At 45.7% G+C, this 20,815-nt stretch carries 24 protein-coding genes; 17 read left to right on the plus strand and 7 right to left on the minus strand.

What is annotated here, in order from left to right:
- Positions 1-60: 60 nt before the first annotated feature.
- The 12 genes from rplX to HHL16_RS19565 all read left to right on the plus strand — a co-directional run bounded on the left by rplX (position 61) and on the right by HHL16_RS19565 (position 8,246).
- Positions 61-399: a 50S ribosomal protein L24 gene (gene rplX / locus HHL16_RS19510; RefSeq protein WP_169427022.1), complete on the plus strand. Its 339-nt coding sequence runs from the start codon at positions 61-63 to the stop codon at positions 397-399.
- 95 nt (positions 400-494) lie between these two features.
- Entirely contained in the window at positions 495-1,070 is a 576-nt protein-coding gene (rplE, locus tag HHL16_RS19515) for a 50S ribosomal protein L5 (protein ID WP_169427023.1), read from the plus strand.
- A gap of 23 nt (positions 1,071-1,093) precedes the next feature.
- Positions 1,094-1,363 (plus strand): 30S ribosomal protein S14, encoded by a 270-nt coding sequence (rpsN, locus tag HHL16_RS19520; RefSeq protein WP_127132374.1) that lies wholly within the window; start codon positions 1,094-1,096, stop codon positions 1,361-1,363.
- Positions 1,364-1,454: 91 nt separating this feature from the next.
- Positions 1,455-1,853, plus strand: coding sequence for a 30S ribosomal protein S8 (rpsH, locus tag HHL16_RS19525; protein ID WP_169427024.1), 399 nt, complete (start codon positions 1,455-1,457; stop codon positions 1,851-1,853).
- A 165-nt stretch (positions 1,854-2,018) separates the two neighbouring features.
- Entirely contained in the window at positions 2,019-2,573 is a 555-nt protein-coding gene (gene rplF / locus HHL16_RS19530) for a 50S ribosomal protein L6 (protein WP_169427025.1), read from the plus strand.
- A 55-nt stretch (positions 2,574-2,628) separates the two neighbouring features.
- Positions 2,629-2,982: a 50S ribosomal protein L18 gene (gene rplR / locus HHL16_RS19535; RefSeq protein ID WP_169427026.1), complete on the plus strand. Its 354-nt coding sequence runs from the start codon at positions 2,629-2,631 to the stop codon at positions 2,980-2,982.
- Between the two features lie 35 nt (positions 2,983-3,017).
- Positions 3,018-3,536: a 30S ribosomal protein S5 gene (gene rpsE, locus HHL16_RS19540; RefSeq protein WP_169427027.1), complete on the plus strand. Its 519-nt coding sequence runs from the start codon at positions 3,018-3,020 to the stop codon at positions 3,534-3,536.
- Between the two features lie 25 nt (positions 3,537-3,561).
- On the plus strand, positions 3,562-3,741 hold the full coding sequence (gene rpmD, locus HHL16_RS19545) for a 50S ribosomal protein L30 (RefSeq protein WP_206022496.1): 180 nt from the start codon (positions 3,562-3,564) through the stop codon (positions 3,739-3,741).
- A 52-nt stretch (positions 3,742-3,793) separates the two neighbouring features.
- Positions 3,794-4,243, plus strand: a complete 450-nt coding sequence (rplO, locus tag HHL16_RS19550) for a 50S ribosomal protein L15 (protein WP_169427029.1) — start codon at positions 3,794-3,796, stop codon at positions 4,241-4,243.
- A gap of 166 nt (positions 4,244-4,409) precedes the next feature.
- Positions 4,410-5,738 carry a preprotein translocase subunit SecY gene (gene secY / locus HHL16_RS19555; protein WP_169427030.1) on the plus strand — a complete coding sequence of 443 codons (1,329 nt, stop codon included), beginning with the start codon at positions 4,410-4,412 and terminating at the stop codon, positions 5,736-5,738.
- 94 nt (positions 5,739-5,832) lie between these two features.
- Positions 5,833-6,645 (plus strand): type I methionyl aminopeptidase, encoded by an 813-nt coding sequence (gene map / locus HHL16_RS19560; protein WP_169427031.1) that lies wholly within the window; start codon positions 5,833-5,835, stop codon positions 6,643-6,645.
- A 314-nt stretch (positions 6,646-6,959) separates the two neighbouring features.
- Complete coding sequence (locus HHL16_RS19565) at positions 6,960-8,246, plus strand: NAD(P)/FAD-dependent oxidoreductase (RefSeq protein WP_240966271.1); 1,287 nt, start codon at positions 6,960-6,962, stop codon at positions 8,244-8,246.
- A gap of 58 nt (positions 8,247-8,304) precedes the next feature.
- Here HHL16_RS19565 and HHL16_RS19570 read toward each other — a convergent pair whose 3' ends face one another.
- Entirely contained in the window at positions 8,305-8,772 is a 468-nt protein-coding gene (locus HHL16_RS19570) for a DUF1572 family protein (protein WP_169427033.1), read from the minus strand.
- A 231-nt stretch (positions 8,773-9,003) separates the two neighbouring features.
- Between HHL16_RS19570 and rpsA the strand changes: the two genes are divergently transcribed.
- Positions 9,004-10,914, plus strand: a complete 1,911-nt coding sequence (rpsA, locus tag HHL16_RS19575; protein WP_169427034.1) for a 30S ribosomal protein S1 — start codon at positions 9,004-9,006, stop codon at positions 10,912-10,914.
- Between the two features lie 90 nt (positions 10,915-11,004).
- On the opposite strand, the gene HHL16_RS19580 is transcribed toward rpsA, so the two are convergent.
- Positions 11,005-12,327, minus strand: coding sequence for a DEAD/DEAH box helicase (locus HHL16_RS19580; RefSeq protein ID WP_169427035.1), 1,323 nt, complete (start codon positions 12,325-12,327; stop codon positions 11,005-11,007).
- A 101-nt stretch (positions 12,328-12,428) separates the two neighbouring features.
- On the opposite strand from HHL16_RS19580, the gene HHL16_RS19585 reads away from it, so the two are divergent.
- Positions 12,429-12,950, plus strand: coding sequence for a ferritin (locus HHL16_RS19585; protein WP_169427036.1), 522 nt, complete (start codon positions 12,429-12,431; stop codon positions 12,948-12,950).
- A 445-nt stretch (positions 12,951-13,395) separates the two neighbouring features.
- Here HHL16_RS19585 and hxpB read toward each other — a convergent pair whose 3' ends face one another.
- Both hxpB and HHL16_RS19595 read right to left on the minus strand, forming a co-directional pair.
- The gene (gene hxpB, locus HHL16_RS19590; protein WP_169427037.1) at positions 13,396-14,052 is read right to left on the minus strand and encodes a hexitol phosphatase HxpB; all 657 of its coding nucleotides are present in this window, start codon (positions 14,050-14,052) and stop codon (positions 13,396-13,398) included.
- Positions 14,053-14,135: 83 nt separating this feature from the next.
- Complete coding sequence (locus tag HHL16_RS19595) at positions 14,136-14,858, minus strand: SIMPL domain-containing protein (protein ID WP_169427038.1); 723 nt, start codon at positions 14,856-14,858, stop codon at positions 14,136-14,138.
- A gap of 130 nt (positions 14,859-14,988) precedes the next feature.
- Between HHL16_RS19595 and HHL16_RS19600 the strand changes: the two genes are divergently transcribed.
- Positions 14,989-15,777, plus strand: a complete 789-nt coding sequence (locus HHL16_RS19600; protein WP_169427039.1) for a lysophospholipid acyltransferase family protein — start codon at positions 14,989-14,991, stop codon at positions 15,775-15,777.
- A 145-nt stretch (positions 15,778-15,922) separates the two neighbouring features.
- On the opposite strand, the gene HHL16_RS19605 is transcribed toward HHL16_RS19600, so the two are convergent.
- Together HHL16_RS19605 and HHL16_RS19610 are read right to left on the minus strand one after the other, a co-directional pair.
- Positions 15,923-16,444, minus strand: coding sequence for an acyl-CoA thioesterase (locus tag HHL16_RS19605; RefSeq protein WP_169427040.1), 522 nt, complete (start codon positions 16,442-16,444; stop codon positions 15,923-15,925).
- 36 nt (positions 16,445-16,480) lie between these two features.
- Complete coding sequence (locus tag HHL16_RS19610) at positions 16,481-17,578, minus strand: dipeptide epimerase (RefSeq protein ID WP_169427041.1); 1,098 nt, start codon at positions 17,576-17,578, stop codon at positions 16,481-16,483.
- A gap of 133 nt (positions 17,579-17,711) precedes the next feature.
- Between HHL16_RS19610 and HHL16_RS19615 the strand changes: the two genes are divergently transcribed.
- Both HHL16_RS19615 and HHL16_RS19620 read left to right on the plus strand, forming a co-directional pair.
- Complete coding sequence (locus tag HHL16_RS19615; protein WP_169427042.1) at positions 17,712-18,941, plus strand: proline dehydrogenase family protein; 1,230 nt, start codon at positions 17,712-17,714, stop codon at positions 18,939-18,941.
- 359 nt (positions 18,942-19,300) lie between these two features.
- On the plus strand, positions 19,301-19,795 hold the full coding sequence (locus HHL16_RS19620) for a hypothetical protein (RefSeq protein WP_169427043.1): 495 nt from the start codon (positions 19,301-19,303) through the stop codon (positions 19,793-19,795).
- Between the two features lie 99 nt (positions 19,796-19,894).
- Here the strand turns inward: HHL16_RS19620 and HHL16_RS19625 are convergent, their stop codons facing one another.
- Positions 19,895-20,752, minus strand: a complete 858-nt coding sequence (locus HHL16_RS19625; RefSeq protein ID WP_169427044.1) for a dienelactone hydrolase family protein — start codon at positions 20,750-20,752, stop codon at positions 19,895-19,897.
- Positions 20,753-20,815: the final 63 nt, after the last annotated feature.

Raw genomic sequence — 20,815 nt, forward strand, 5'->3', positions numbered from 1 at the left:
CCGCAAGGTGACAGCGAATAACGAAGAACAACATTCTCATACGAGATAAAGCATAAGAAAATGAGCAACAGATTCAAACCTAAGTTCAACATTAAAAAAGGCGATACAGTAGTTGTGATTGCCGGAGACGATAAAGATGCAACCAAGCCCCGCAAAGTGCTGGAAGTATTTCCAGACAAAGAGCGTGTACTTGTTGAAGGCGTAAACATCGTTACCCGTCACACCAAGCCTTCTGCGCGTAATACCAAAGGCGGTATCGTTAAGCGCGAAGCGGCTATTCACATTTCCAATGTGATGCTGTTCGACGCCAAAAAAGGTGAAGGTAGCCGAATCAAGCGTACACGCGAAAACGGTAAACTCGTTCGCGTTACCAAAAAATCCGGCGAAATCATTAAATAAGTTAATCTGTCCGCCGGCTCTCATCCCCTGCAAGGGACTGATGAAAGCACTTAGTCCGGGCAGGGCCGATATAATAAAGGATAAACTTTACAGACATGAGCACAACAAAATATACTCCGAGGTTAGCAGATAAGTACAAACAAGAAGTTGTACCTGCCCTCATGAAACGTTTCAGCTACGGCACTGTGATGCAGGTTCCAAAACTGGAGAAGATCTGCCTGAACCGTGGTGTGAACGGAGCTGTAACTGATAAGAAACTGGTGGACATTGCCATCGACGAACTGACCAATATCACCGGTCAGAAAGCGGTAGCAACCCTGTCTAAGAAAGACATCTCCAACTTCAAACTCCGTAAAGCAATGCCAATCGGAGCAAGAGTTACCCTCCGTGGTGTAAAGATGTACGAATTCCTCGACAGACTGATCGCAACTGCGCTCCCACGTGTACGTGACTTCAAAGGTGTGAACGATAAAGCGTTCGACGGAAGAGGCAACTACACCCTGGGTGTTACAGAACAGATCATCTTCCCTGAGATCGATATCGACAAGGTAAACAAGATCACCGGTCTGGATATCACTTTCGTTACAACTGCAGGTACCAACGAAGAAGCTTATGAGCTTCTGAAAGAACTGGGAATGCCGTTCAAGAATATCAGAAAAGACAATCAGTAAGTAAAACTCGTAATAATTCAATTATGGCAAAAGAGTCAGTAAAAGCCAGACAAAGAAAGAGAGAACGCATGGTAGCTCAGTATGCTGAAAAACGTGCTGAACTGAAAGCTGCCGGTGAGTGGCAGAAGCTGGATGAGCTCCCTAAGAACTCTTCTAAAGTTCGTCTGAAAAACCGTTGTCAGCTGACAGGTCGTCCTAAAGGATACATGCGCTACTTCGGAATTTCACGTGTTACTTTCCGTGAGATGGCTTTAAATGGCAAAATCCCAGGAGTAACAAAAGCTTCCTGGTAAGCAAAACAATACGATATCTGCCGGGTTGGGCATAAACCCCTTACCGGTATGATCCTATTAACAAAATTTAGAACAGTTTAATTACAATACAATGGTAACTGATCCTATAGCAGATTTTCTGACCAGAATCCGTAATGCGCAGATGGCAGGCCATAGAATCGTGGAAATCCCCGCTTCTAATCTGAAAAAGCGTATGACCGAGATCCTGTACGATCAAGGCTATATCCTGAAATACAAATTTGAGGATGATAACAAACAAGGCGTAATCAAAATCGCCCTGAAGTATGATGCTCAAAGCAAAGAACCAGCTATCAAGTCGCTCGAAAGAGTTAGCCGTCCGGGTCTGCGTCAATACGCCAGCCCAGCTGAATTCAAACGCGTGAAGAACGGTCTGGGTGTTGCTATCGTTAGCACTTCCAGAGGTGTTATGACCGACAAGCAGGCGAAATTGCAGAATGTTGGTGGAGAAGTTCTCTGCTACATTTATTAGTAGATTCAGGAGGGGTGCTGAAATGTGCTCCTCTTTTTCTATATTTGCGCCCCCAACCGGAAGGGAGGGAGCAGAAGCTGACCTGACAATTAAGTTTTCTATGCGGAACTGAACACAGCCGGCTTCTTTCAGAACACATTACTTAAACAAACAAATCGCATTACTATGTCTCGTATAGGTAAACAGCCGGTAACACTTCCAGCAGGTGTTACAGCTACCTTAGGTAAGGATAACGTGCTTACAGTGAAAGGCCCTAAAGGCGAACTGAAACAAGCTATCGACAGGGATATCACTGTAGAAGTGAAGGATGGAGAAGTGACTTTCGCACGCCCTACCGATCAGATCCGTCACCGCGCTATGCACGGTCTGTACCGTTCACTCGTTGCCAACCTGGTAAAAGGTGTAACAGAAGGATTCACCAGAAAACTGGAACTCGTGGGTGTAGGTTACAAAGCCTCTAATCAGGGCAACCTCCTCGACCTGTCTCTCGGTTATTCTCACAATATTCTCTTTGAGATTCCAAGCGAACTCAAAGTGGCCACTGCCCAGGAAAAAGGTCAGAACCCCCTCATCACACTCGAAGGGATCGACAAACAACTGATCGGGCAGGTTGCAGCAAAACTCCGTAGCCTCCGTAAACCTGAGCCATACAAAGGAAAAGGTGTTAAATACGTTGGCGAAGTTATCCGTCGTAAGGCTGGTAAAGCTGCTGGTAAATAAATTTGAAATTAAAAGATCCCCCCGGCAGTATCGGGGGGATATAAAATAAAGTCTCATGAACACAAAAGCCGAAAAGAAGCAGAAAATCCGTTACAGGATCCGTAAAAAGATCTCTGGCTCTTCTGCTAAACCCAGACTGTCAGTTTTCAGAAGCAATGCTGATATCTATGTTCAACTGATCGATGACAACGAAGGCAAAACACTGGCTTCAGCATCTTCCAGAGATAAAGACATCGCTGCTCAGAAAGGAACTAAATCTGAAAAAAGCAAACTGGTTGGCGCGGCAATCGCCCGTAAGGCAACAGAATTGGGAATCAGCGCTGTAATCTTCGATCGTGGTGGAAACCTTTACCATGGCCGTGTGAAGAATGTAGCTGAAGGTGCACGCGAAGGTGGTTTACAATTCTAATCTCAAATCAATTTAGAAATTATCAAATAGCAATAATGGCAAAAGTTAATTTAAACAGAGTTAAAGCCGGTGACCTTGAGTTGAAAGAAAAGGTTGTAGCCATTAACCGTGTTGTAAAAACTACCAAAGGCGGTCGCGCATTCAGCTTCTCTGCCCTCGTTGTAGTTGGTAACGAAAATGGTGTGGTAGGTCATGGTCTGGGTAAAGCCAAGGAAGTTCAGGAAGCTATCACAAAAGGTATCGAAGATGCCAAGAAGAACCTGATCAAAGTACCCGTAATGAAAGGTACCGTTCCTCACGACCAACTCGCAAAAGACGGCGCTGCGAAAGTGCTGATCAAACCAGCCGCTCACGGTACTGGTGTGATCGCAGGAGGTAGCATGCGTGCTGTGCTGGAAGCTGCCGGTGTAACCGACGTTCTGGCTAAATCTCTCGGTTCTGCCAACCCACATAACGTGGTAAAAGCTACTTTCCTGGCTCTCGCTATGCTGCGCGAACCAATCACTGTAGCTAAAACACGCAGGCTGAACCTGAAGAAAGTATTTAATGGTTAATATTGCACCCGAAATATTTAATAACATGGCAAAGATCAAAGTAACACAGGTAAAGAGTGCAATTGACAGACCTGAGCGCCAAAAGCTTACGCTGAAAGCACTCGGACTGAACAAAATGCATGCTACCAGAGAAGTAGAAGCTACTCCTCAGATCCTGGGTATGATCCGCAAGGTGACTCACCTGGTGAAAGTAGAAGAAGCATAATTATTTTTTAAAAGCGAGGGGAGATTCCCCGTTGAGTTAAAATCAAATTACGATGAAATTACATGAGATCAGGCCCGCAAAAGGGGCAACACATAGAGAGAAAAGACTTGGCCGTGGTGAAGCATCCGGTAAAGGTGGTACTTCTACAAAAGGTAACAAAGGTGGTCAAAGCCGCGCTGGTTACCAACGCAAGAACGCCTTCGAAGGTGGTCAGATGCCAATTCAGCGTCGTCTCCCTAAACGCGGTTTCAACAATATCAACCGTGTTGAATACAAAGTATTTAACCTTGGTCAGGTAGAAACCCTGATTGAAAAATATGCACTTACAGACTTCTCTCTCGAGACACTGTATGTAAATGGTCTGGTAAGCAGAACCGACCTGGTGAAGATCCTCGGAAACGGTGAAATCAAGACCAAAGTTAATTTCCGCGTAAATGCAGTAAGTGATAAAGCGAAAGCTGCTATCGAAGCTGCAGGTGGTGCTGTGGAAATTGTTAAGTAATTCGTAAATTGCAAGACGCATTTAACCATGCGTCTTTTTTGTGGATCAGTTTTATTGACTTAAATTGATCGCTCAAAAAAGAAACAGGTTTGCAACTAAAGTTCTTTTGCGGCAAACCTGTTTCTGATTTTCAACAAAAAGGCATCATCTAAAACATCTGCGTTTCGTGAAAAAGTTCATACAAACCCTTAAGAATATCTGGAGTATTGAGGAACTGAGAAGTAAAATTCTTGTTACCCTTACCCTGGTAGCTGTTTATCGCCTGGGTACGCATATCGTACTGCCAGGTATGGACCCCACCAAGATCAATACTGCAGGCGGCGGAACAGGCATCATCGGCCTGATCGATGCATTTGCAGGAGGCGCATTTTCACAAGCCTCTATCCTCGCATTAGGTATCATGCCGTACATCTCTGCATCGATCTTCATGCAGCTGATGACCATCCTTTATCCTCCTTTCCAGAAACTGCAGAAAGAAGGTGATTCAGGAAGAAAGAAAATCAATCAGTATACACGTTATCTCGCCGTTGTTGTAACCCTCCTTCAGGGCTCAGCTTACGTTGCATATCTGCACCAGACTAACAGCGCTGCCATGATCCCGGCATTCCGCGATTATTTCTGGTTGTCCACCACCGTTATACTTACGGGAGGTACCTTATTTGTAATGTGGCTTTCTGAAAGAATCACAGACAAAGGTCTTGGTAACGGTAGCTCAGTGGTGATCATGGTTGGTATCCTCGCACGTCTGCCACAATCTATCTGGCAGGAGTGGGGCGCTCAATCCGCCAAAGGCGGTGCAGGTCTCCTGTACTTCGTGATCATGCTGGCTGTACTCGTAGCTATCATCATGGGTCTGATCGTACTGATCCAGGGCGTTCGCAAGATCCCCGTTCAATACGCAAAACAGATTGTTGGTAACCGTCAGTTCGGTGGAGCTCGTCAGTTCCTCCCGATCAAGGTTAACAGCGCTGGTGTAATGCCTATCATCTTTGCACAGGCAATCATGTTCCTGCCAACCCTGCTCAGCGGTTTCAAAACCACTCAGGGTATTGCAAAAACTTTCAGCGACCACAGTAACTTCGTTTATATGCTGGTGTACGCTGTAATGGTGATCGGTTTCACCTTCCTGTACACAGCTCTGATCTTCAATCCCAAACAGATCGCTGACGATCTGAAACGCAATAACGGATTTATCCCCGGTGTAAAACCCGGTCAACCTACAGCCGATTATATCGGAGCTGTAATGGATAAAATCACCCTCCCCGGCGCGGTACTGCTGGCACTGGTAGGTATCCTCCCAGGCTTCGCTCAACGCCTCGGCATCCAGCCAGGATTCTCTACCTTCTTCGGTGGTACATCCCTGCTGATTATGGTGGGTGTTATCCTCGATACACTGCAACAAATTGAGACTCAGCTGCTGATGCGTCAGTATGATGGCCTCATGAAGAGCGGTCGTATCCAGGGTCGCCAGACCGTTTCACCGGCATCTATGTAAAATATTCTATTTTCGCATAGCAAACCTGACAACTGTAAACTATAGTTGTCAGGTTTTGTTTTAATTAGAGTAATTATCAAAAAGGAATTTCTCAATGATGCATTTCAAAAATCCGGAAGAGATCGAACTGATGCGTATCAGCGCCAGACTGGTTAGCCAGACCCTGACCGAGATCGCAAAAATTCTCAAACCCGGCATCACTACCCTCTATATCGATCAGCTGATCGGCGATATGATCAAAAGTTATGACGCCACTCCATCTTTCCTCGGATACAGCGGTTATCCGTTCAACAGCTGCATTTCGGTGAACGATGTGGTAGTACACGGTTTCCCTACAAAAACAGAACTCAAAGACGGTGATGTTGTTTCCGTTGATATCGGCGTTTACAAAAACGGATACCACGGAGATCATGCGTATACCTTCGCCATCGGTGATGTGAAAGAAGAGCATATGCAACTGATCCGCGTTACCAAAGAATCGCTGTACAAGGGAATCGAAAAAGCTATCGCCGGCAACCGCGTTGGCGATATCGGATGGGCTATTCAGGAACATACCGAAAAACAATATGGATACGGCGTAGTGCGTGAACTCGTAGGCCACGGCCTCGGCAGAAAAATGCACGAAGATCCGCAGGTGCCTAACTATGGCAGACGCGGGTCAGGTGCTAAACTCCGCGAAGGTCTGGTACTCGCTATCGAGCCGATGATCAATCTCGGAGTGAAAGAAGTGTACACCGAAGAAGATGGCTGGACTGTTCGTACGCTCGATCATAAATGCTCCGTGCATTTCGAGCATGATGTAGCTGTAGGAAAAGGAAAAGCAGACATACTTTCCGATTACAGTATCATCGAAGCCGCGGAAGACGCCAATCCGAATTTGAAAAAAGAAAGAGAAACAGTAGCATAAAGATCTTGCAAGGCGCGTCGGGAGATGCGCCTTTTTTCTTTGAATGGCTTTGTTGTTTTTGTGATTGAGCTTTGTTTGGTTGATTTTTTCGCGGCCGGTTTGTGAGGGCAAGTTTTCAGGTCGCGAAACCAGACCGCCCAAAATGAATGCTGTGGAGCAGGGGAATGGAGGATTGAGCTATTGGAATTCTCTTAGGGGGCTGGGCAACTGCTTTCAAGGCCCTGAAAACTTGTCCTCAAAACCTGGCCGCAGCCCGCTGAATGTGCAACATAGAAAAAGGTCTTACTATTTTCAACTTTTTAATATTACGGGACTTGAGTTCAAAACAATTGATTGTTATTGGTGGAGGTGCAGCAGGTTTCTTCTGCGCAGTGAATGCTGCAAGATTGCATCCGGGACTGAAAGTGAGCATTCTGGAGAAATCATCCAAAGTGCTGGCGAAAGTGAAAGTGTCGGGTGGGGGAAGATGTAATGTTACGCATAACTGCGATTCCATCAACGAAATGGCAAAGAAGTATCCGCGCGGAGATAAGTTTGTGAAGAAAGCTTTCCATCATTTCTTTACTACCGATACTATTGAATGGTATAAGCAACGTGGCGTAGAACTTAAAGCTGAAGCGGATAACAGAATGTTTCCGGTTACCGATTCTTCACAAACGATCATCGATTGCCTGATTGCTGAACTGAACCGGTATGGCGCAGAAATATGGATGAATACAGACGTGAAGGAAATTGTGGTGAATAGCTCAGTTGGTAACGGGGAAGCACAATCGAATACGGAAAGTGATCAGAAAAATAATGCGGCTGCAAGATTCACTATAAAATCGGCTGATGGAAAAATATTCGAGGCGGATGCTGTATGTGTGGCCTGTGGCGGGTTTCCGAAATCAAGCATGTTCGACTGGCTGAGGCAACTGGGGCATAGCATTGAAGAACCTGTGCCTTCTTTGTTTACGTTCAATATGCCGGGAAATGCTATTACTCAGCTGATGGGTGTGGCAGTCTCGGATGCGCAGGTACGCATTACCGGTAGTAAACTGGTTTCTTCAGGTCCCTTGCTGATTACGCATTGGGGAATGAGCGGCCCGGCGGTACTCCGGATGTCTGCCATGGGCGCGAGGGATTTTGCAGCTGTGCAGTACAAGTTCACTGCTGTGGTGAATTGGGTGCCCGAGTGGAATGAGAACAGCCTGAGAGAAGAGATGCAGCGGCTGCGTTTTGAACTGGCTGCACAGAAGATGGGACAGCGAAATCCTTTTCAGTTGCCGCAGCGTTTGTGGGATTATCTGTTGCAGCAGTCTGATGTAAAAGCCGACATGCGATGGGCTGATCTTCCAGGTAAAGAACAGAATAAGCTGATCAAAAATCTTTGCGCACAGGAACATGCGGTGAATGGCAAAACCACTTTCAAAGAGGAATTCGTTACGGCAGGTGGAATAAAGTTGTCGGAAGTAGAAGCGAGTACCATGCAGAGCAAACTGGTGCCTGGCCTGTATTTCGCGGGAGAGATACTCGATGTGGATGGCATCACCGGCGGATTCAATTTCCAGCATGCCTGGACGAGCGGATTTATCGCAGCGCAGTTAAGCGGAACTGTATAGGTCCCATAAAAAACAGGTGAACGAAGCGATTGCCCCGTTCACCTGATCCATAAAAAAATTAAGCCTGTGTAGCAGCTACTTTCGTTGCTGCAAGTCTCCTGTGATAGTTGATCTGACCGATATGGTAGTTCAGATGCGACAGGAGATATACCAGCATATACTCTGTTGTTACTGGTTCGTCGAACAACTGAATGGGATATGTTTGCTCAAGCGTTTTCTTGCTCAGCTGCTCCAGTGTATCACGCACCGACATTTTGGTAGCTTCCACTTCGTCGAGCAGTTTCTTCTTGGAGATATTCTTCAGAGAGAATTCCGCATCGCGGTTCCTCACATATCCCGAATCATTCAGTACAGCTCCCAGAAAATGTTGCAGATTGCCATTCAGGTGCAAACAGAGGTTTCCACCGGCATTGGTGATACCTTCAAGCGGTATCCATAAGCTCGCATCATCGGGATACTGATCGATTTCATTAGACAGTTTCGTTAGCCCTTGCTCAAATAGTTGAATCAGGATCGGAGTGATCATAAAAAGTATTGATTAGAAAATTGGCCCTAAATGTAGTGAGAAAAGACTTTTAGGTGGTAGTATTTTTGGAAAAATAATAATGCACAGTCCCGATCCATGTGAAAAAAATATCTTCTTTTGCAATTGAAAACCAGTCGATTACGGGTCTAAAAAACGCCCTGAAAAGCTGTGTTTTCCAGTATTTTGGCGTATCTTTGCTGCCCCGAAATCAAAAACCTTCGGGTATTTATCATGAATTTCATTGTTAAACAACTTAACGCTGATGCTCAGGAGACTTCTGGAGCTGCAGAAGCTACAGCGACAACAAAAGCACCTGTGCAGGCGCCTGTAGAAGATACAGGAGCTCACGACGACTTCGACTGGAGTATCGACAAACGCAATGTTGCTACTTACAGCAAAGAAGAGAAAGAGAAGTATGACACCGTTTACGAAGGTACCTTCAAAGCAGTAAGCGACGGCGAACTGGTGAAAGGTCTCGTAGTGGCAATGACCAAAACTGATGTTGTGATCAATATCGGTTTCAAATCCGACGGTCTGGTTTCTCTCAACGAATTCCGCGACCTCGTTAACCTGAAAACAGGTGACGAAGTTGAAGTGATGGTTGTAGAAAAAGAAGACAGAGACGGTCACCTCAACCTGAGCCGCAAACAAGCGCGTATCACACGTGCATGGGAGCGTATCGTTGAAGTACACAAAACTGGTGAAGTTATTACCGGTACTGTTACCTCTAAAACCAAAGGCGGTCTTATCGTTGACGTATTCGGAATGGAAACCTTCCTTCCAGGATCTCAGATCGACGTTAAGCCTGTTACCGACTACGATCAGTTTGTTGGTAAGACTATGGAGTTCAAAGTGGTTAAGATCAACGAGGCTATCAAGAACGCTGTAGTATCTCACAAAGCCCTCATCGAGAGCGATATCGAAGCACAACGTGCAGAGATCATGAGCAAACTCGAAAGAGGTCAGGTTCTCGAAGGAACTATCAAGAATATCACCGACTTCGGTGCGTTCATGGACCTCGGCGGTCTGGACGGTCTGCTGTATATCACCGATATCAGCTGGGGCCGTATCAGCCACCCAAGCGAAGTACTGAAACTCGATCAGAAACTGAAAGTAGTAGTACTGGATTTCGACGACGAGAAAAAACGTATCAGCCTGGGTCTGAAACAACTCACTCCACATCCTTGGGATATTCTGCCAGAATCTGTGCATGAAGGAGCTGTTGTGAAAGGCAAAGTAGTGAACATCGAAGATTACGGTGCATTCCTCGAAATCATGCCTGGTGTAGAAGGTCTGGTTCACGTAAGTGAAATCACATGGGCTAATACTCCAATCAACGCCAAAGAGTTCTTCAAACTGGGCGACGAGTACGAAGCGAAAGTGGTTACCCTCGATAAGGACAATCGCAAAATGAGCCTGTCTATCAAGCAAATGAGCGAAGATCCATGGACTACCATCGAAACCAAATTCCCAGAAGGAAGCCGTCATAACGGTCTGGTTAAAAACATCACTCCATACGGTGTGTTTGTTGAACTGGCTCCCGGCATCGGCGGTATGATCCACATCTCTGACCTGAGCTGGCTGAAACGCTTCAACCATCCTTCTGAGTACACTAAAGTTGGTGAACACATCGACGTAGTGATCCTCGGAATCGACAAGGAGAACCGTAAACTCCAACTCGGACACAAACAACTGGAAGAAGATCCCTGGAACGCACTGCAGGATACATTCGCTGTAGGCTCAGTGCACGAAGGAACTATCATCCGCAGAGATGATAAAGGTGGTATCGTTCAACTTCCTTACGGTCTCGAAGGATTCGCTCCTAACCGTCACCTCCAGAAAGAAGACGGCAAAGGCATGGTAGCTGATGAAGCAGGTCAATTCATGGTGATCGAATTCGATCGCAATGAAAAACGCATCGTAGTTTCACACACACGCCTGTGGGAACAATCTAAAGTAGAGGAGAAAGAAGCTGCACGCAAAGAAGCTAAAGCTGTATCTGATACAACCAAGAAAGCTGTTAAGAACATCCAGCAGAAAGTAGAAAAAACTACTTTGGGTGACCTCGGCGCTCTGGCTGAAATCAAAGAAAAGCTGAAGCAGGAAGAAAAGCAAAGTGGCGACACTCCGGCTGCTCAATAATAATTGAACTCATTCAATTATACACGAAGGGCCGTTACGAAAGTAACGGCCCTTTTTTATTGGAATGCTTTTGCTGTCGGATGAAATACTCTACTTCGCTATATCGATCTTTACTTTCTTTCCTTTGATCTTCTGATCTTTGATCAGCTGCAAAGTATGGCTGGCCCTGGATTTGCGCACCGCCACAAAAGAAAAGAAATCTTTCACTTCTATCAATCCGATGTCTTCTTTCTTCAGCTGGCCTTTATTGGTGAAGAATCCTACTATATCCACCTTATTCACTTTGTCTTTTTTGCCGGCGGCAATGAAGAGGGTGGTCCATACCGGTTTTTGAGGAATAACAGCTGTTTCCGGCAATTCAATTTCAGTTGGCGCAGGAACGATGTATTCAGGAATTCTTTCACCCGGTGCTAAGATCAGAATGGCAGTGCCACTGGCATCCATACGCGCAGTACGGCCATTGCGGTGTGTGTAGATATCCTGCGATGTGGGCAATTGATAATGTATTACGTAACGGATATTGGGAACATCCAGTCCGCGTGCAGCGAGATCGGTTGTTACCAGCACATTTGAGCTGCCGTTGCGGAAGCGGCAGAGCGCATTGTCGCGTTCCTGCTGTTCCATGGCACCATGATAGAACACACTCACAATACCTCTGTCTTTGAGTGAGCTGTTTACCTGCTCTACAAACTCCCGTTGATTGCAGAAGATCACAGTACTGCGGTTTCCCAATGCACAGATGAGTCTGAACAAGGTCTCCGATTTATCTTTCTCATCACTATGCACCATCTTTACTTCCAGTGCAGCAGACTTTTCTCCTGTGAGGAAATTGATCTCCACCGGATTTTTCAATCCTACAAATTCAGGTACTTCCACGGCCACTGTTGCAGAAGTGAGTATCCGCTTTTTCAGGGCAGGCAATGCGGCGATGATGTTAGACATCTCTTCGTCGAAACCTTCTTCCAGCGATTTATCGAATTCGTCGAGCACCAGTGTTTCGATAGCGCTGGTATCGATATTGCCGCGGCGGATATGGTCGGCTAACCTGCCGGGTGTTCCCACAATGAGAGCAGGCGCCTGTTTCAGGTTGTTCTCTTCCGTTTCTCTCAGGTGGCCGCCATAACAGCAGGTGATCTTGAAACCTGTGCCCATTTTTTTGAATACCTGTTCTATCTGAAGCGCCAGTTCGCGGGAAGGCACAATGATCAATGCCTGACAAAGCTTTTTATTGTTATCCAGCACTTGTGCGATGGGCAACAGAAAGGCGAGGGTTTTACCGGAACCGGTATCTGCAAGCAGTACAATGTTGTCGGATTGCTTATTGGCTTCGAGCGATGCCTTTTGTATTTCATTCAGTTCGTCGATCCGAAGATTGTTCAGTGCAAGTTCAATTGAAAATGGAGGTTTCTGCATTCGGCAAAAGTACGCTCTTCCCGCCATTGCCAAGCTTTCTGTGGCATAAATGCCTTTTTCAGTGCAGATTTTGTAAATTGACTATCAAAACCAAGCAACATATGATTTCCAGCAAAATTGAAGAAGCCCTCAACAGGCAGATCGATCTCGAAGGATACTCATCTATGTATTACCTGGCGATGGGGTCGTGGGCAGAAGTGAAAGGATACAATGGAATTGCCCAGTTTCTGTATCATCACTCAGATGAAGAGCGCATGCATATGCTTAAACTTTTTCATTATATCAATGATCGTGGCGGGCATGCTATTGTGCCGGCATTTGCAGCCCCGCAGAAAGATTTTACGAATATCCGCGAGATCTTCGATATCGTTCATTCGCACGAAGTGAAAGTATCCAATGAGATCAATGCGCTGGTGGAACTATGTATTCAGGAGAAAGATTACACTACACATAATTTTCTGCAATGGTATGTAACCGAGCAGATCGAAGAAGAAAGTCTGGCGCGTCAGATCATCGATAAACTGAATCTGATTGGTGAAGACAAGGGTGGCATGTATCTCTTCGACCGAGATCTGGGCAATATGCCGGGAGAAGGGGGCAAGGGCGGCCACGGCAAACGTTAGCAGGCAGACAAATTCGAGTTGTATTATATGAATAATCCCGGTATGCCAATGCCGGGATTATTTTTTTGGATACCAGAACGACCGCTTTCAGGTACTTCCACCCCGAAATGGGAAAAACGGCCTCCAGTATGAACTTACCGTTATTACCTCAAAGTAGTATAGTTATATATTACCGGAACTTAGTATCTTCACTGTCCCCAATCGTAGAACCCATTAGGTTCCATAACCCCTCTCTTGAAGTAGCGATCACGGTTAAAGCTTGCACAACACAATTCCCTGATGCCCGGCCTTTCGAAAGAAAGCTGTTTGGTAATGCTTAAACTCATTGTTATGAAAGAAGAGAGCAAACAAGAAGAAACCACCATCAAGCCATTCTATCTGTTTCTGGTGATCCTGGTTATTATTTTCTTTTTCCACTACTGCGGCAGCAGTCATTAAGCAATTTTTACAGTGCTTCGATCATCGAAGCAGTAACCTGTTCGAGCGATCTCAGCTTGATATCGGCAGCATCCCATCTTGTTTCGGCATGCTGATCGGGAGCAGGTATAACAATACATTTCATTCTTGCTGCTTTAACGGCGATCATGCCGTTGAAACTATCCTCAAAACAAATGCATTGAAGAGGAGAGACGCCCAACTCTTTCGCGCAATCGAGATATACTTGCGGATGTGGTTTGCCATAGGGCAGAAATTCCGCTGAAGCAATGGCATCGAGGTAATGGCGGATATTCAGTTTTTCTACAACAACATTTACAAGAGACAGAGGCGATGATGTGGCTATGCCGATTTTGCATCCCTGATTGCGGAAGAATTCGAAGATATACTCCACGCCAGGCATGGGCAATCCTTTTTCTCTGATCTTGCTGATGGCTTTCTCCACAATAGTGGCTTCGGCCTTCTCCGTAAATTTCATATCGATACCGAAATATGCAAACCAGTACTGCACCCATTCTTTGGTACGGAGGCCGGTGGTTACATGATATTGTTCGGGTATCAGAGAAACGCCGTATTCTTCCAGGGTTTCTTTGCCTGCTTCTTCCCAATAGGGTTCGGAGTTGATCAGCAGACCATCCATGTCGAAAATAACTGCTGTAGCATTCATAGGCGGCAAAGATAGGGAAGCCGCAGAAATAGACCGGGCCGCATTTAGCGGCCCGGAGAGTATTAACAATTATGTAGAATTATTTATTTGAGAGCAAACACTGCATTGATCTCAAATCTCATTTTGATCTTTTTGAATTCAACACCAGTTGCAGAAGGAGCTGCTCCATCCATCGCATACAGGGCATTTGACTGTGCTCCGAGTTTGTACTGGTATGGCTGGAAAATATTCTCAGGCATTTCCGAAATGCTTACTGCTGCACCAACTGTTTCATCAACGGCAGCGGCGAGGTAAGTTGCTTTTTCTTTCGCGGCTTTCACTGCATTGATCTTAAGTTGTTTTCTGAATTCCTGCAATTTGCTGTGAGAAGTTTTCACTACCTGAAAATTGTTGGTGGCTTCGTCGTCGAGCAGATTCACTAATTCATCGATCTTGCTGCTGCTGGAGAATTTGATCTGGTAAGCGATAGAGGCATACAGTTCATCCTTCTTTTGTTTTTTTCTGCGGATCCAGTAATAATCGGTGTATCCGTCGTAAGAAGCAATGGTAACTGCTGAATCGGGGATTCCGATCTTTTTTACTTTCTGTAGAAAATCTGCTTTGATCTTTTCGAGATCTATCTTGCCTTGTCCTTTCTTTTCGTATTCTTTCAGGTCTACCTGTACATAAATTTCATCGGGTACCACTTCGATTTCTGCGCTTCCTGTTACTGTAATTGTTTTGGGGAATGGATTCACTGTGTTAGATTGTGCAAAAGCTCCCATCGTTGTAATCATAATTGCACTGATTGCCATAATCCTTTTCATATACTTTGTTTTTATACTGGTCTGGATGTAAAAATAAAAGGGATTACATACGAAAGGGACGAATAAAACGTATATGCCTTCTTTCTTAACAAATCATTAATTTCGGCACTGACCGATAATAATATTGTACATGAGTCCATTCTGGGAAAAGGTTAAGCATATCAGCATTATTCGAAAGCTCATCTATATGGTGGTTGGTGTAATCACTTATCCGGGACTCGCGATCTTCAACAAACTGCAGATCAGCGGAACCGAACATATTGCCAAACTTCCCAGAAAGAAAGTATTGTTCGTGAGCAATCATCAGACCTATTTTGCGGATGTGATCACTTTTCTGCACATCTTCTGTGCCGTGAAATGGAGAAAGCAAAATAAACTGGGTGTTCCGTATTATCTGCTGAATCCTTTCTCCAATGTGTATTATGTGGCTGCTGAAGAAACCATGCGTGCTTCATTTGTAAGCAAATTGTTTACAGTAGCCGGCGCTATAACGGTGAAGCGTACCTGGAATAAGAAAGCCACAACAGAAGGACAGAAAGGGCTCGATGTTTCCGACACCAGAAAAATTACCAAAGCACTCGATAACAACTGGGTGATCACATTCCCGCAGGGAACTACCAAACCATTTTCTCCGGGAAGGAAAGGAACGGCGCTGATCATTAAAGTAGCAAAGCCAATTGTTGTACCTGTTGTGATCAATGGATTCTGGCGCGCATTCGATAAGAAGGGATTGAAGTTTAAGAAAAAGGGCACCTTGCTCACTGTTCGTTTCAAAGAACCCCTGCAGATCGATTACGAAGCACCTGCGGAAGAAATTCTGCAACAGATTATGGTGGCCATCGAGCAGAACAAAGAGCGGCAATTCAAATACCAGAAACCCGAAACAGGAGAGAAGAAGGAAGAGGGACCAGTTGAATGATTATTCCCTGAGTAACTGAATGGGACTGGGTTTGATGGAATACTGAACAAAATAAATTTGAATATAAAAATGGCTGCACCATCCTCTGGTGCAGCCATTTTTTATGTGAAGCAGCCATCTTGTGCTGCCTGTAATCTTTCGGAAACTAGTCTTTTTGAAAAAGCGCTTTCAGTTCTGTTGCATCATCCGGTTTCATCTTTCCGCCGAGGATGAGACGAAGCTGTCTTCTTCTCAATGCTCCATCAAACAGCACTTTCTCTTCTTCGGTTTCCGGAATAATGCCGGGCACCGGGCGTGATTTACCATTAGGATCCAGCGCTACAAAAGTGTAGTAGGCTTCATTGCTTTTGTATTTGTATTGCTGAATGGCATCTTCACCCCACACGCGCATATGCACTTCCATGGAAGAGTTGAATGCGCGGGATACTCTTGCCTCGATATGTACAACGTTGCCGAGTTTGATAGGATTTTCAAAAGAGATATTATCCACTGAAGCAGTCACAACCGGAGCAGCACAATGCTTCATGGCAGCGAGCGCTGCTGCTATGTCCATCCAGTACATCAGTCGTCCACCCATCAGATTTCCAAACATATTGGTATCGTTGGGAAGCACCAGTTCTGTCATCACTACAAACGATTCTTTAGCGGTTTTCGCTTTTCGTTCCATTTCTAAAATTTTGGCAAAGATATCATCTCCTGAGCATTACACCGTAACGTTTGTTAGTGTATGCAGGAAAGCTTCGTCTGCATCGGCTCCAATGCCGGGCGTATCGGGTGTTTCTACCATAAATCCGTTGTAGCGCACACCGCCGGTTACGGGGTCGAGCTGATGGCCGAGCATGCAGGTATCCATATCGTAAAACACTACATTATCGTGTGCGAGGGCAAAATGAGCGAAGGCGGTCAATGCCACGCGGCTTTCGAGCATTCCGCCCATCATGCAGGGGATGCCGGCAGCGGCGCAGGTTTCATTGATTCTGATGGCTTCGAGAATACCGCCCGATTTGGCGAATTTGATGTTCACATAATCGCAGGCGCCGGCGCGGATAAGGCGTTGCGCATCGTGGTGATTGAAAACGCTTTCATCGGCCATGATCTTAACCGGAGACGCTTTTCTCAGTTCCGGAAGAAAATGATCGTTCCAGTGGCGCATCGGCTGTTCGCAGAACTCGATATGGTATTGTCCCAACTGGGTGAGGGCGAATAAAGCATCTTCATAACTCCATCCCTGGTTGGCGTCGATGCGCAGACCGATATTGGGCCCTACGGCTTCGCGGATGCGACGGATCCTTTCTACATCCTCCTTTGCATCTTTTCCAAGTTTCACTTTGATGATGCGTACACCTCTGGCAACGAAGTCGATGGCTTTTGCAGCCATTACTTCAGGTGTATCGATGCCGATAGTGAGATCGGTTTCGAGTGGCTTGCTGCCGCCGCCGAGGTAAACGGAGAGGGGCTGACCGGCTTTCTTTGCAGCCAGATCGAACAAGGCCATGTCGAATGCGCTTTTGATAGTGGCATTGAAGGCGGTGAAAGCATGGAGCTCCTGCATTCTGATCTCGATCTGTGAGGCATCTTTACCCTTCCAGAGCGCGGCAAAATCCTTTGCCATTTCGAAGCAGGTAGCCTGCGTTTCGCCCGCAATCATGGGAAAAGCAGAACATTCTCCTACGCCATACATGCCGGCATCGGTATGAACCCTGATGAAAATATTCTGTGCATAATGCATTGTGCCCGTTGCGATAGTGAAGGGGTACATGGGAATGCTGAACTTCCAGATCTCAGTTTTGGTAATGGTCATGTTTAATAGTATGTGAAATGGGCTGAAAGATAACAAAAATTGTCCTGTTCGTCCCTCCGGTATAGTTGTCTGCATAATGCATAGTTTCTTCAATATCTTTCCCTTACATTTGCGCCGAACATTCGTTAGTAGTATGGATAATCCAGCACCGGTAAACACAATATCTTTCGACAATACCGAATACGCTTTTGCTTATAAAAGCGATAAAGAACTCAAGAAGGCAAAATTCCTCTTTTCCAGCATGGGCATCGAAAGCCTGGTGAGAATCGGCACCAGACTTACACCTTGGGCAATCCGGGTGGGACTGCCAGTGAAAGGAATCATCCGCAACACTATTTTCCGTCAGTTTGTAGGAGGCGAAACACTGGAGCAGACGGCTGTAGTGGCCAATAAACTTGGAGAATTCAATGTACAGGTGATCCTCGATTATGGTGTGGAAGGCAAAGAAGGAGAGGACAATTTCGATCATGCCACGGAAGAATTCATCCGTGTAATCAAATATGCAGCTACACAGCGCACGATGCCTTTCATGAGCATCAAAGTAACGGGCTTCGCGCGTTTTGCACTGCTCGAAAAACTCGATGCCGCCGCAACAGACCGCAGTGGTTATCAGGGTACTGTTCATACAGAAGTGTTGAATGATGCCGAGAAAGCAGAGTGGGACCGCGTTGTGAACCGCATGGAGCGCATCATCAGCGCCGCTGCAGATAATAAGATCGGCGTACTGGTAGACGCAGAAGAAACTTGGATTCAGGATCCGGTGGATGCACTCACCATGCAGATGATGGAGAAATACAATCGCAACAGAGTGGTGGTGTTCAATACCATTCAACTCTATCGCCGCGACAGACTGCAGTTTCTGAAAGACAGTTTTGCACAGGTAGCGCAACGCGGATTTATCCTCGGAGCAAAACTGGTTCGTGGAGCGTACATGGAAAAGGAACGCAAACGCGCAGCCGAAATGAATTACGAATCGCCCATCCAGCCAAATAAAGAGGCCAGTGATCGCGATTACAACGAAGGCGTGGCTTTCTGTCTCGATCATATCGATCAGATCTCTCTGATTGTTGCATCGCATAACGAGCATAGCAATCTCAGAGCAACGCAGATACTCGACGAAAAGAAGATCGCACACAATCATCCGCATGTGCATTTTTCACAACTGTATGGCATGAGCGATAACATCACTTTCAATCTCGCAAAAGCGGGCTTCTCTGTGAGCAAGTACCTGCCTTTCGGACCGATCAGTGATGTGGTTCCTTATCTCATGCGCAGGGCACAGGAGAATTCATCTGTAGCCGGACAAACAGGCAGAGAGCTGGGACTAATCAAAAAAGAAGTGGAAAGAAGAAAAATGAAATAGAACTAATCTTTGATAGAGCCGAAGGCCTGCATTGTGCAGGCCTTCGGCGTTTTTATTCCACAAAGCATACAACTTTCCGGTAGTTTTTGAACATTCCGGACTAATACGGCACGCGAATACAGCTGTAATTTGTATTTTGTATACCTGAACTTCAGTTATTATTCAGGGCTCTCACTATTTCCAATACGGTCAGGCATTTCAGGCGATACTTCTCTGATTAGATTCACTTCCACGATTTCGACCGATCCGGGATCAGTCGATGGTGCTATTGCTGGTAACAGCGATGGCGGTGTATTGTGTGAGTTTTTATGAAACAGATTCATCACTATTTTTTATAGGAAACACTAAAATTTCAACACATGAAACCATTCATTAATGCACTGCTGATGATTGCATTGTTTGTATCAGCCTGTTCCAAGTCGGGCGATCAGGGACCCAAAGGAGATCCCGGCAATGCCAATGTATCTGTATTTGAAAAGGATATTTCAACGGCCACCTGGATTACCTCCGGCACAATGGCTGCAGGATATCTTTATCTGGATATCGCAGCGCCGAATGTGCTCACAGCAAAGGCACTCGAAGAAAATACGATACTGGTATATGTTTACACTTCAGATTTTAGCGGATGGGGAATTGTTCCATATATGACTGAAAGGAATATCAGAGTTACTGCTATGGTAAATACAGGTGTGGTAAGAATTATTAAAGAACAGAACGGAAAGCCTTCCACTCAATCGTGGCATAACAAAATAAGAGTTGTATTGGTAAAAAATGCCGGTGCTCCCGGAGCATTGAATCTAATAAAAGAAAGAGGGATCGGTGCAGGAACATCACACATCGGATCGCTGCAATAACCGGTTTCATTGCCAAATCGGTTGCATCAGAATTCTGCAACCGATTTGGTTATGAGTTTGCGAAACAATTGTTTTGTCTGCTACGGATTGGATGAACTGTTATTTTAGCCTGCTGCCAAAGAAATTCAATGTGCGTTCCCATGCAAGTTTTGCAGCGGCTTCGTTGTATCGTGGCCCGGATGTATCGTTATGGAAAGCATGCTGTACGCCTTCATACATATACAATTCATATTGTATACCTGCTTTTTTAAGGGCTTCTTCATATGCAGGGATGCCTGCGTTAACGCGTTCGTCCATCTCTGCGTAATGGAGCTGCAGCGCTGCTTTTATTTTGGGTACATCAGCTGCACCAGGTTGTCTGCCATAGAAGGCAACAGCTGCATCGAGCGTGGGAACATATACTGCAAGATAGTTTGCCATAGCGCCTCCCCAGCAGAATCCAACACATCCTGTATGTCCATTGCAGTCGGTTCTCGATTTCAGATAATCGAATGCTTTTATGTAATGATTTACGGTCTTTGGCATATCTAGTTTGCCGATAAGCTCGCGTGCTTCATCAGGGTTTTCGGGCGTGCCTCCCGATGCTGACAATGCATCGGGCGCGAGAGCAATGTATCCTGCATTGGCTACTCTTCTTGTTACATCTTCGATATGAGGATTTAAACCACGGTTCTCATGAATTATCACCACGGCTCCATATTTCCCGGCGGCGGATGGGCGTGCGAGATAACCTTTCATGGTGATGTCATCAGTTGAATAGGTGATGCGTTCGGTGATGATGTCGTTGCTGGTTTCTGAAATGGTTACAGCGTTATCGTATTTAACTTCGAGCTGTGCGAGAGTGGACAATGCTGCCGTCATGCTGCCGGTGAGCAATGCGAGACGTTTGATGAAGTCGTCGCGACGGAGTGGTTTGTGTGTGTATTCGTCGAACAGATTGATGATCTTTTGATCCATGGTTGCAGGTTTGTAATGGTGATGGAAAAAGATGTGCGGGGTACAGGTAATGAAATATACTAC

It is taken from the genome of Pseudoflavitalea sp. G-6-1-2, assembly GCF_012927185.1.
Lineage (GTDB): Bacteria > Bacteroidota > Bacteroidia > Chitinophagales > Chitinophagaceae > Pseudobacter.

What these genes read in the sequence shown, in the direction of transcription:
- rpsH (WP_169427024.1), top strand. Translation starts at nt 1,455, where the DNA reads ATGGTAACTGATCCTATAGCAGATTTTCTGACCAGAATCCGTAATGCG.
- rpsN (WP_127132374.1), top strand. Translation starts at nt 1,094, where the DNA reads ATGGCAAAAGAGTCAGTAAAAGCCAGACAAAGAAAGAGAGAACGCATG.
- HHL16_RS19610 (WP_169427041.1), bottom strand. Translation starts at nt 17,578, where the DNA reads ATGACCATTACCAAAACTGAGATCTGGAAGTTCAGCATTCCCATGTAC.
- HHL16_RS19595 (WP_169427038.1), bottom strand. Translation starts at nt 14,858, where the DNA reads ATGAAAAGGATTATGGCAATCAGTGCAATTATGATTACAACGATGGGA.
- HHL16_RS19580 (WP_169427035.1), bottom strand. Translation starts at nt 12,327, where the DNA reads ATGCAGAAACCTCCATTTTCAATTGAACTTGCACTGAACAATCTTCGG.
- HHL16_RS19605 (WP_169427040.1), bottom strand. Translation starts at nt 16,444, where the DNA reads ATGGAACGAAAAGCGAAAACCGCTAAAGAATCGTTTGTAGTGATGACA.
- HHL16_RS19570 (WP_169427033.1), bottom strand. Translation starts at nt 8,772, where the DNA reads ATGATCACTCCGATCCTGATTCAACTATTTGAGCAAGGGCTAACGAAA.
- rplE (WP_169427023.1), top strand. Translation starts at nt 495, where the DNA reads ATGAGCACAACAAAATATACTCCGAGGTTAGCAGATAAGTACAAACAA.
- HHL16_RS19625 (WP_169427044.1), bottom strand. Translation starts at nt 20,752, where the DNA reads ATGGATCAAAAGATCATCAATCTGTTCGACGAATACACACACAAACCA.
- HHL16_RS19600 (WP_169427039.1), top strand. Translation starts at nt 14,989, where the DNA reads ATGAGTCCATTCTGGGAAAAGGTTAAGCATATCAGCATTATTCGAAAG.
- rplR (WP_169427026.1), top strand. Translation starts at nt 2,629, where the DNA reads ATGAACACAAAAGCCGAAAAGAAGCAGAAAATCCGTTACAGGATCCGT.
- map (WP_169427031.1), top strand. Translation starts at nt 5,833, where the DNA reads ATGATGCATTTCAAAAATCCGGAAGAGATCGAACTGATGCGTATCAGC.
- rplO (WP_169427029.1), top strand. Translation starts at nt 3,794, where the DNA reads ATGAAATTACATGAGATCAGGCCCGCAAAAGGGGCAACACATAGAGAG.
- rpmD (WP_206022496.1), top strand. Translation starts at nt 3,562, where the DNA reads ATGGCAAAGATCAAAGTAACACAGGTAAAGAGTGCAATTGACAGACCT.
- rplF (WP_169427025.1), top strand. Translation starts at nt 2,019, where the DNA reads ATGTCTCGTATAGGTAAACAGCCGGTAACACTTCCAGCAGGTGTTACA.
- HHL16_RS19615 (WP_169427042.1), top strand. Translation starts at nt 17,712, where the DNA reads ATGGATAATCCAGCACCGGTAAACACAATATCTTTCGACAATACCGAA.
- rplX (WP_169427022.1), top strand. Translation starts at nt 61, where the DNA reads ATGAGCAACAGATTCAAACCTAAGTTCAACATTAAAAAAGGCGATACA.
- HHL16_RS19620 (WP_169427043.1), top strand. Translation starts at nt 19,301, where the DNA reads ATGAAACCATTCATTAATGCACTGCTGATGATTGCATTGTTTGTATCA.
- hxpB (WP_169427037.1), bottom strand. Translation starts at nt 14,052, where the DNA reads ATGAATGCTACAGCAGTTATTTTCGACATGGATGGTCTGCTGATCAAC.
- rpsE (WP_169427027.1), top strand. Translation starts at nt 3,018, where the DNA reads ATGGCAAAAGTTAATTTAAACAGAGTTAAAGCCGGTGACCTTGAGTTG.
- rpsA (WP_169427034.1), top strand. Translation starts at nt 9,004, where the DNA reads ATGAATTTCATTGTTAAACAACTTAACGCTGATGCTCAGGAGACTTCT.
- HHL16_RS19585 (WP_169427036.1), top strand. Translation starts at nt 12,429, where the DNA reads ATGATTTCCAGCAAAATTGAAGAAGCCCTCAACAGGCAGATCGATCTC.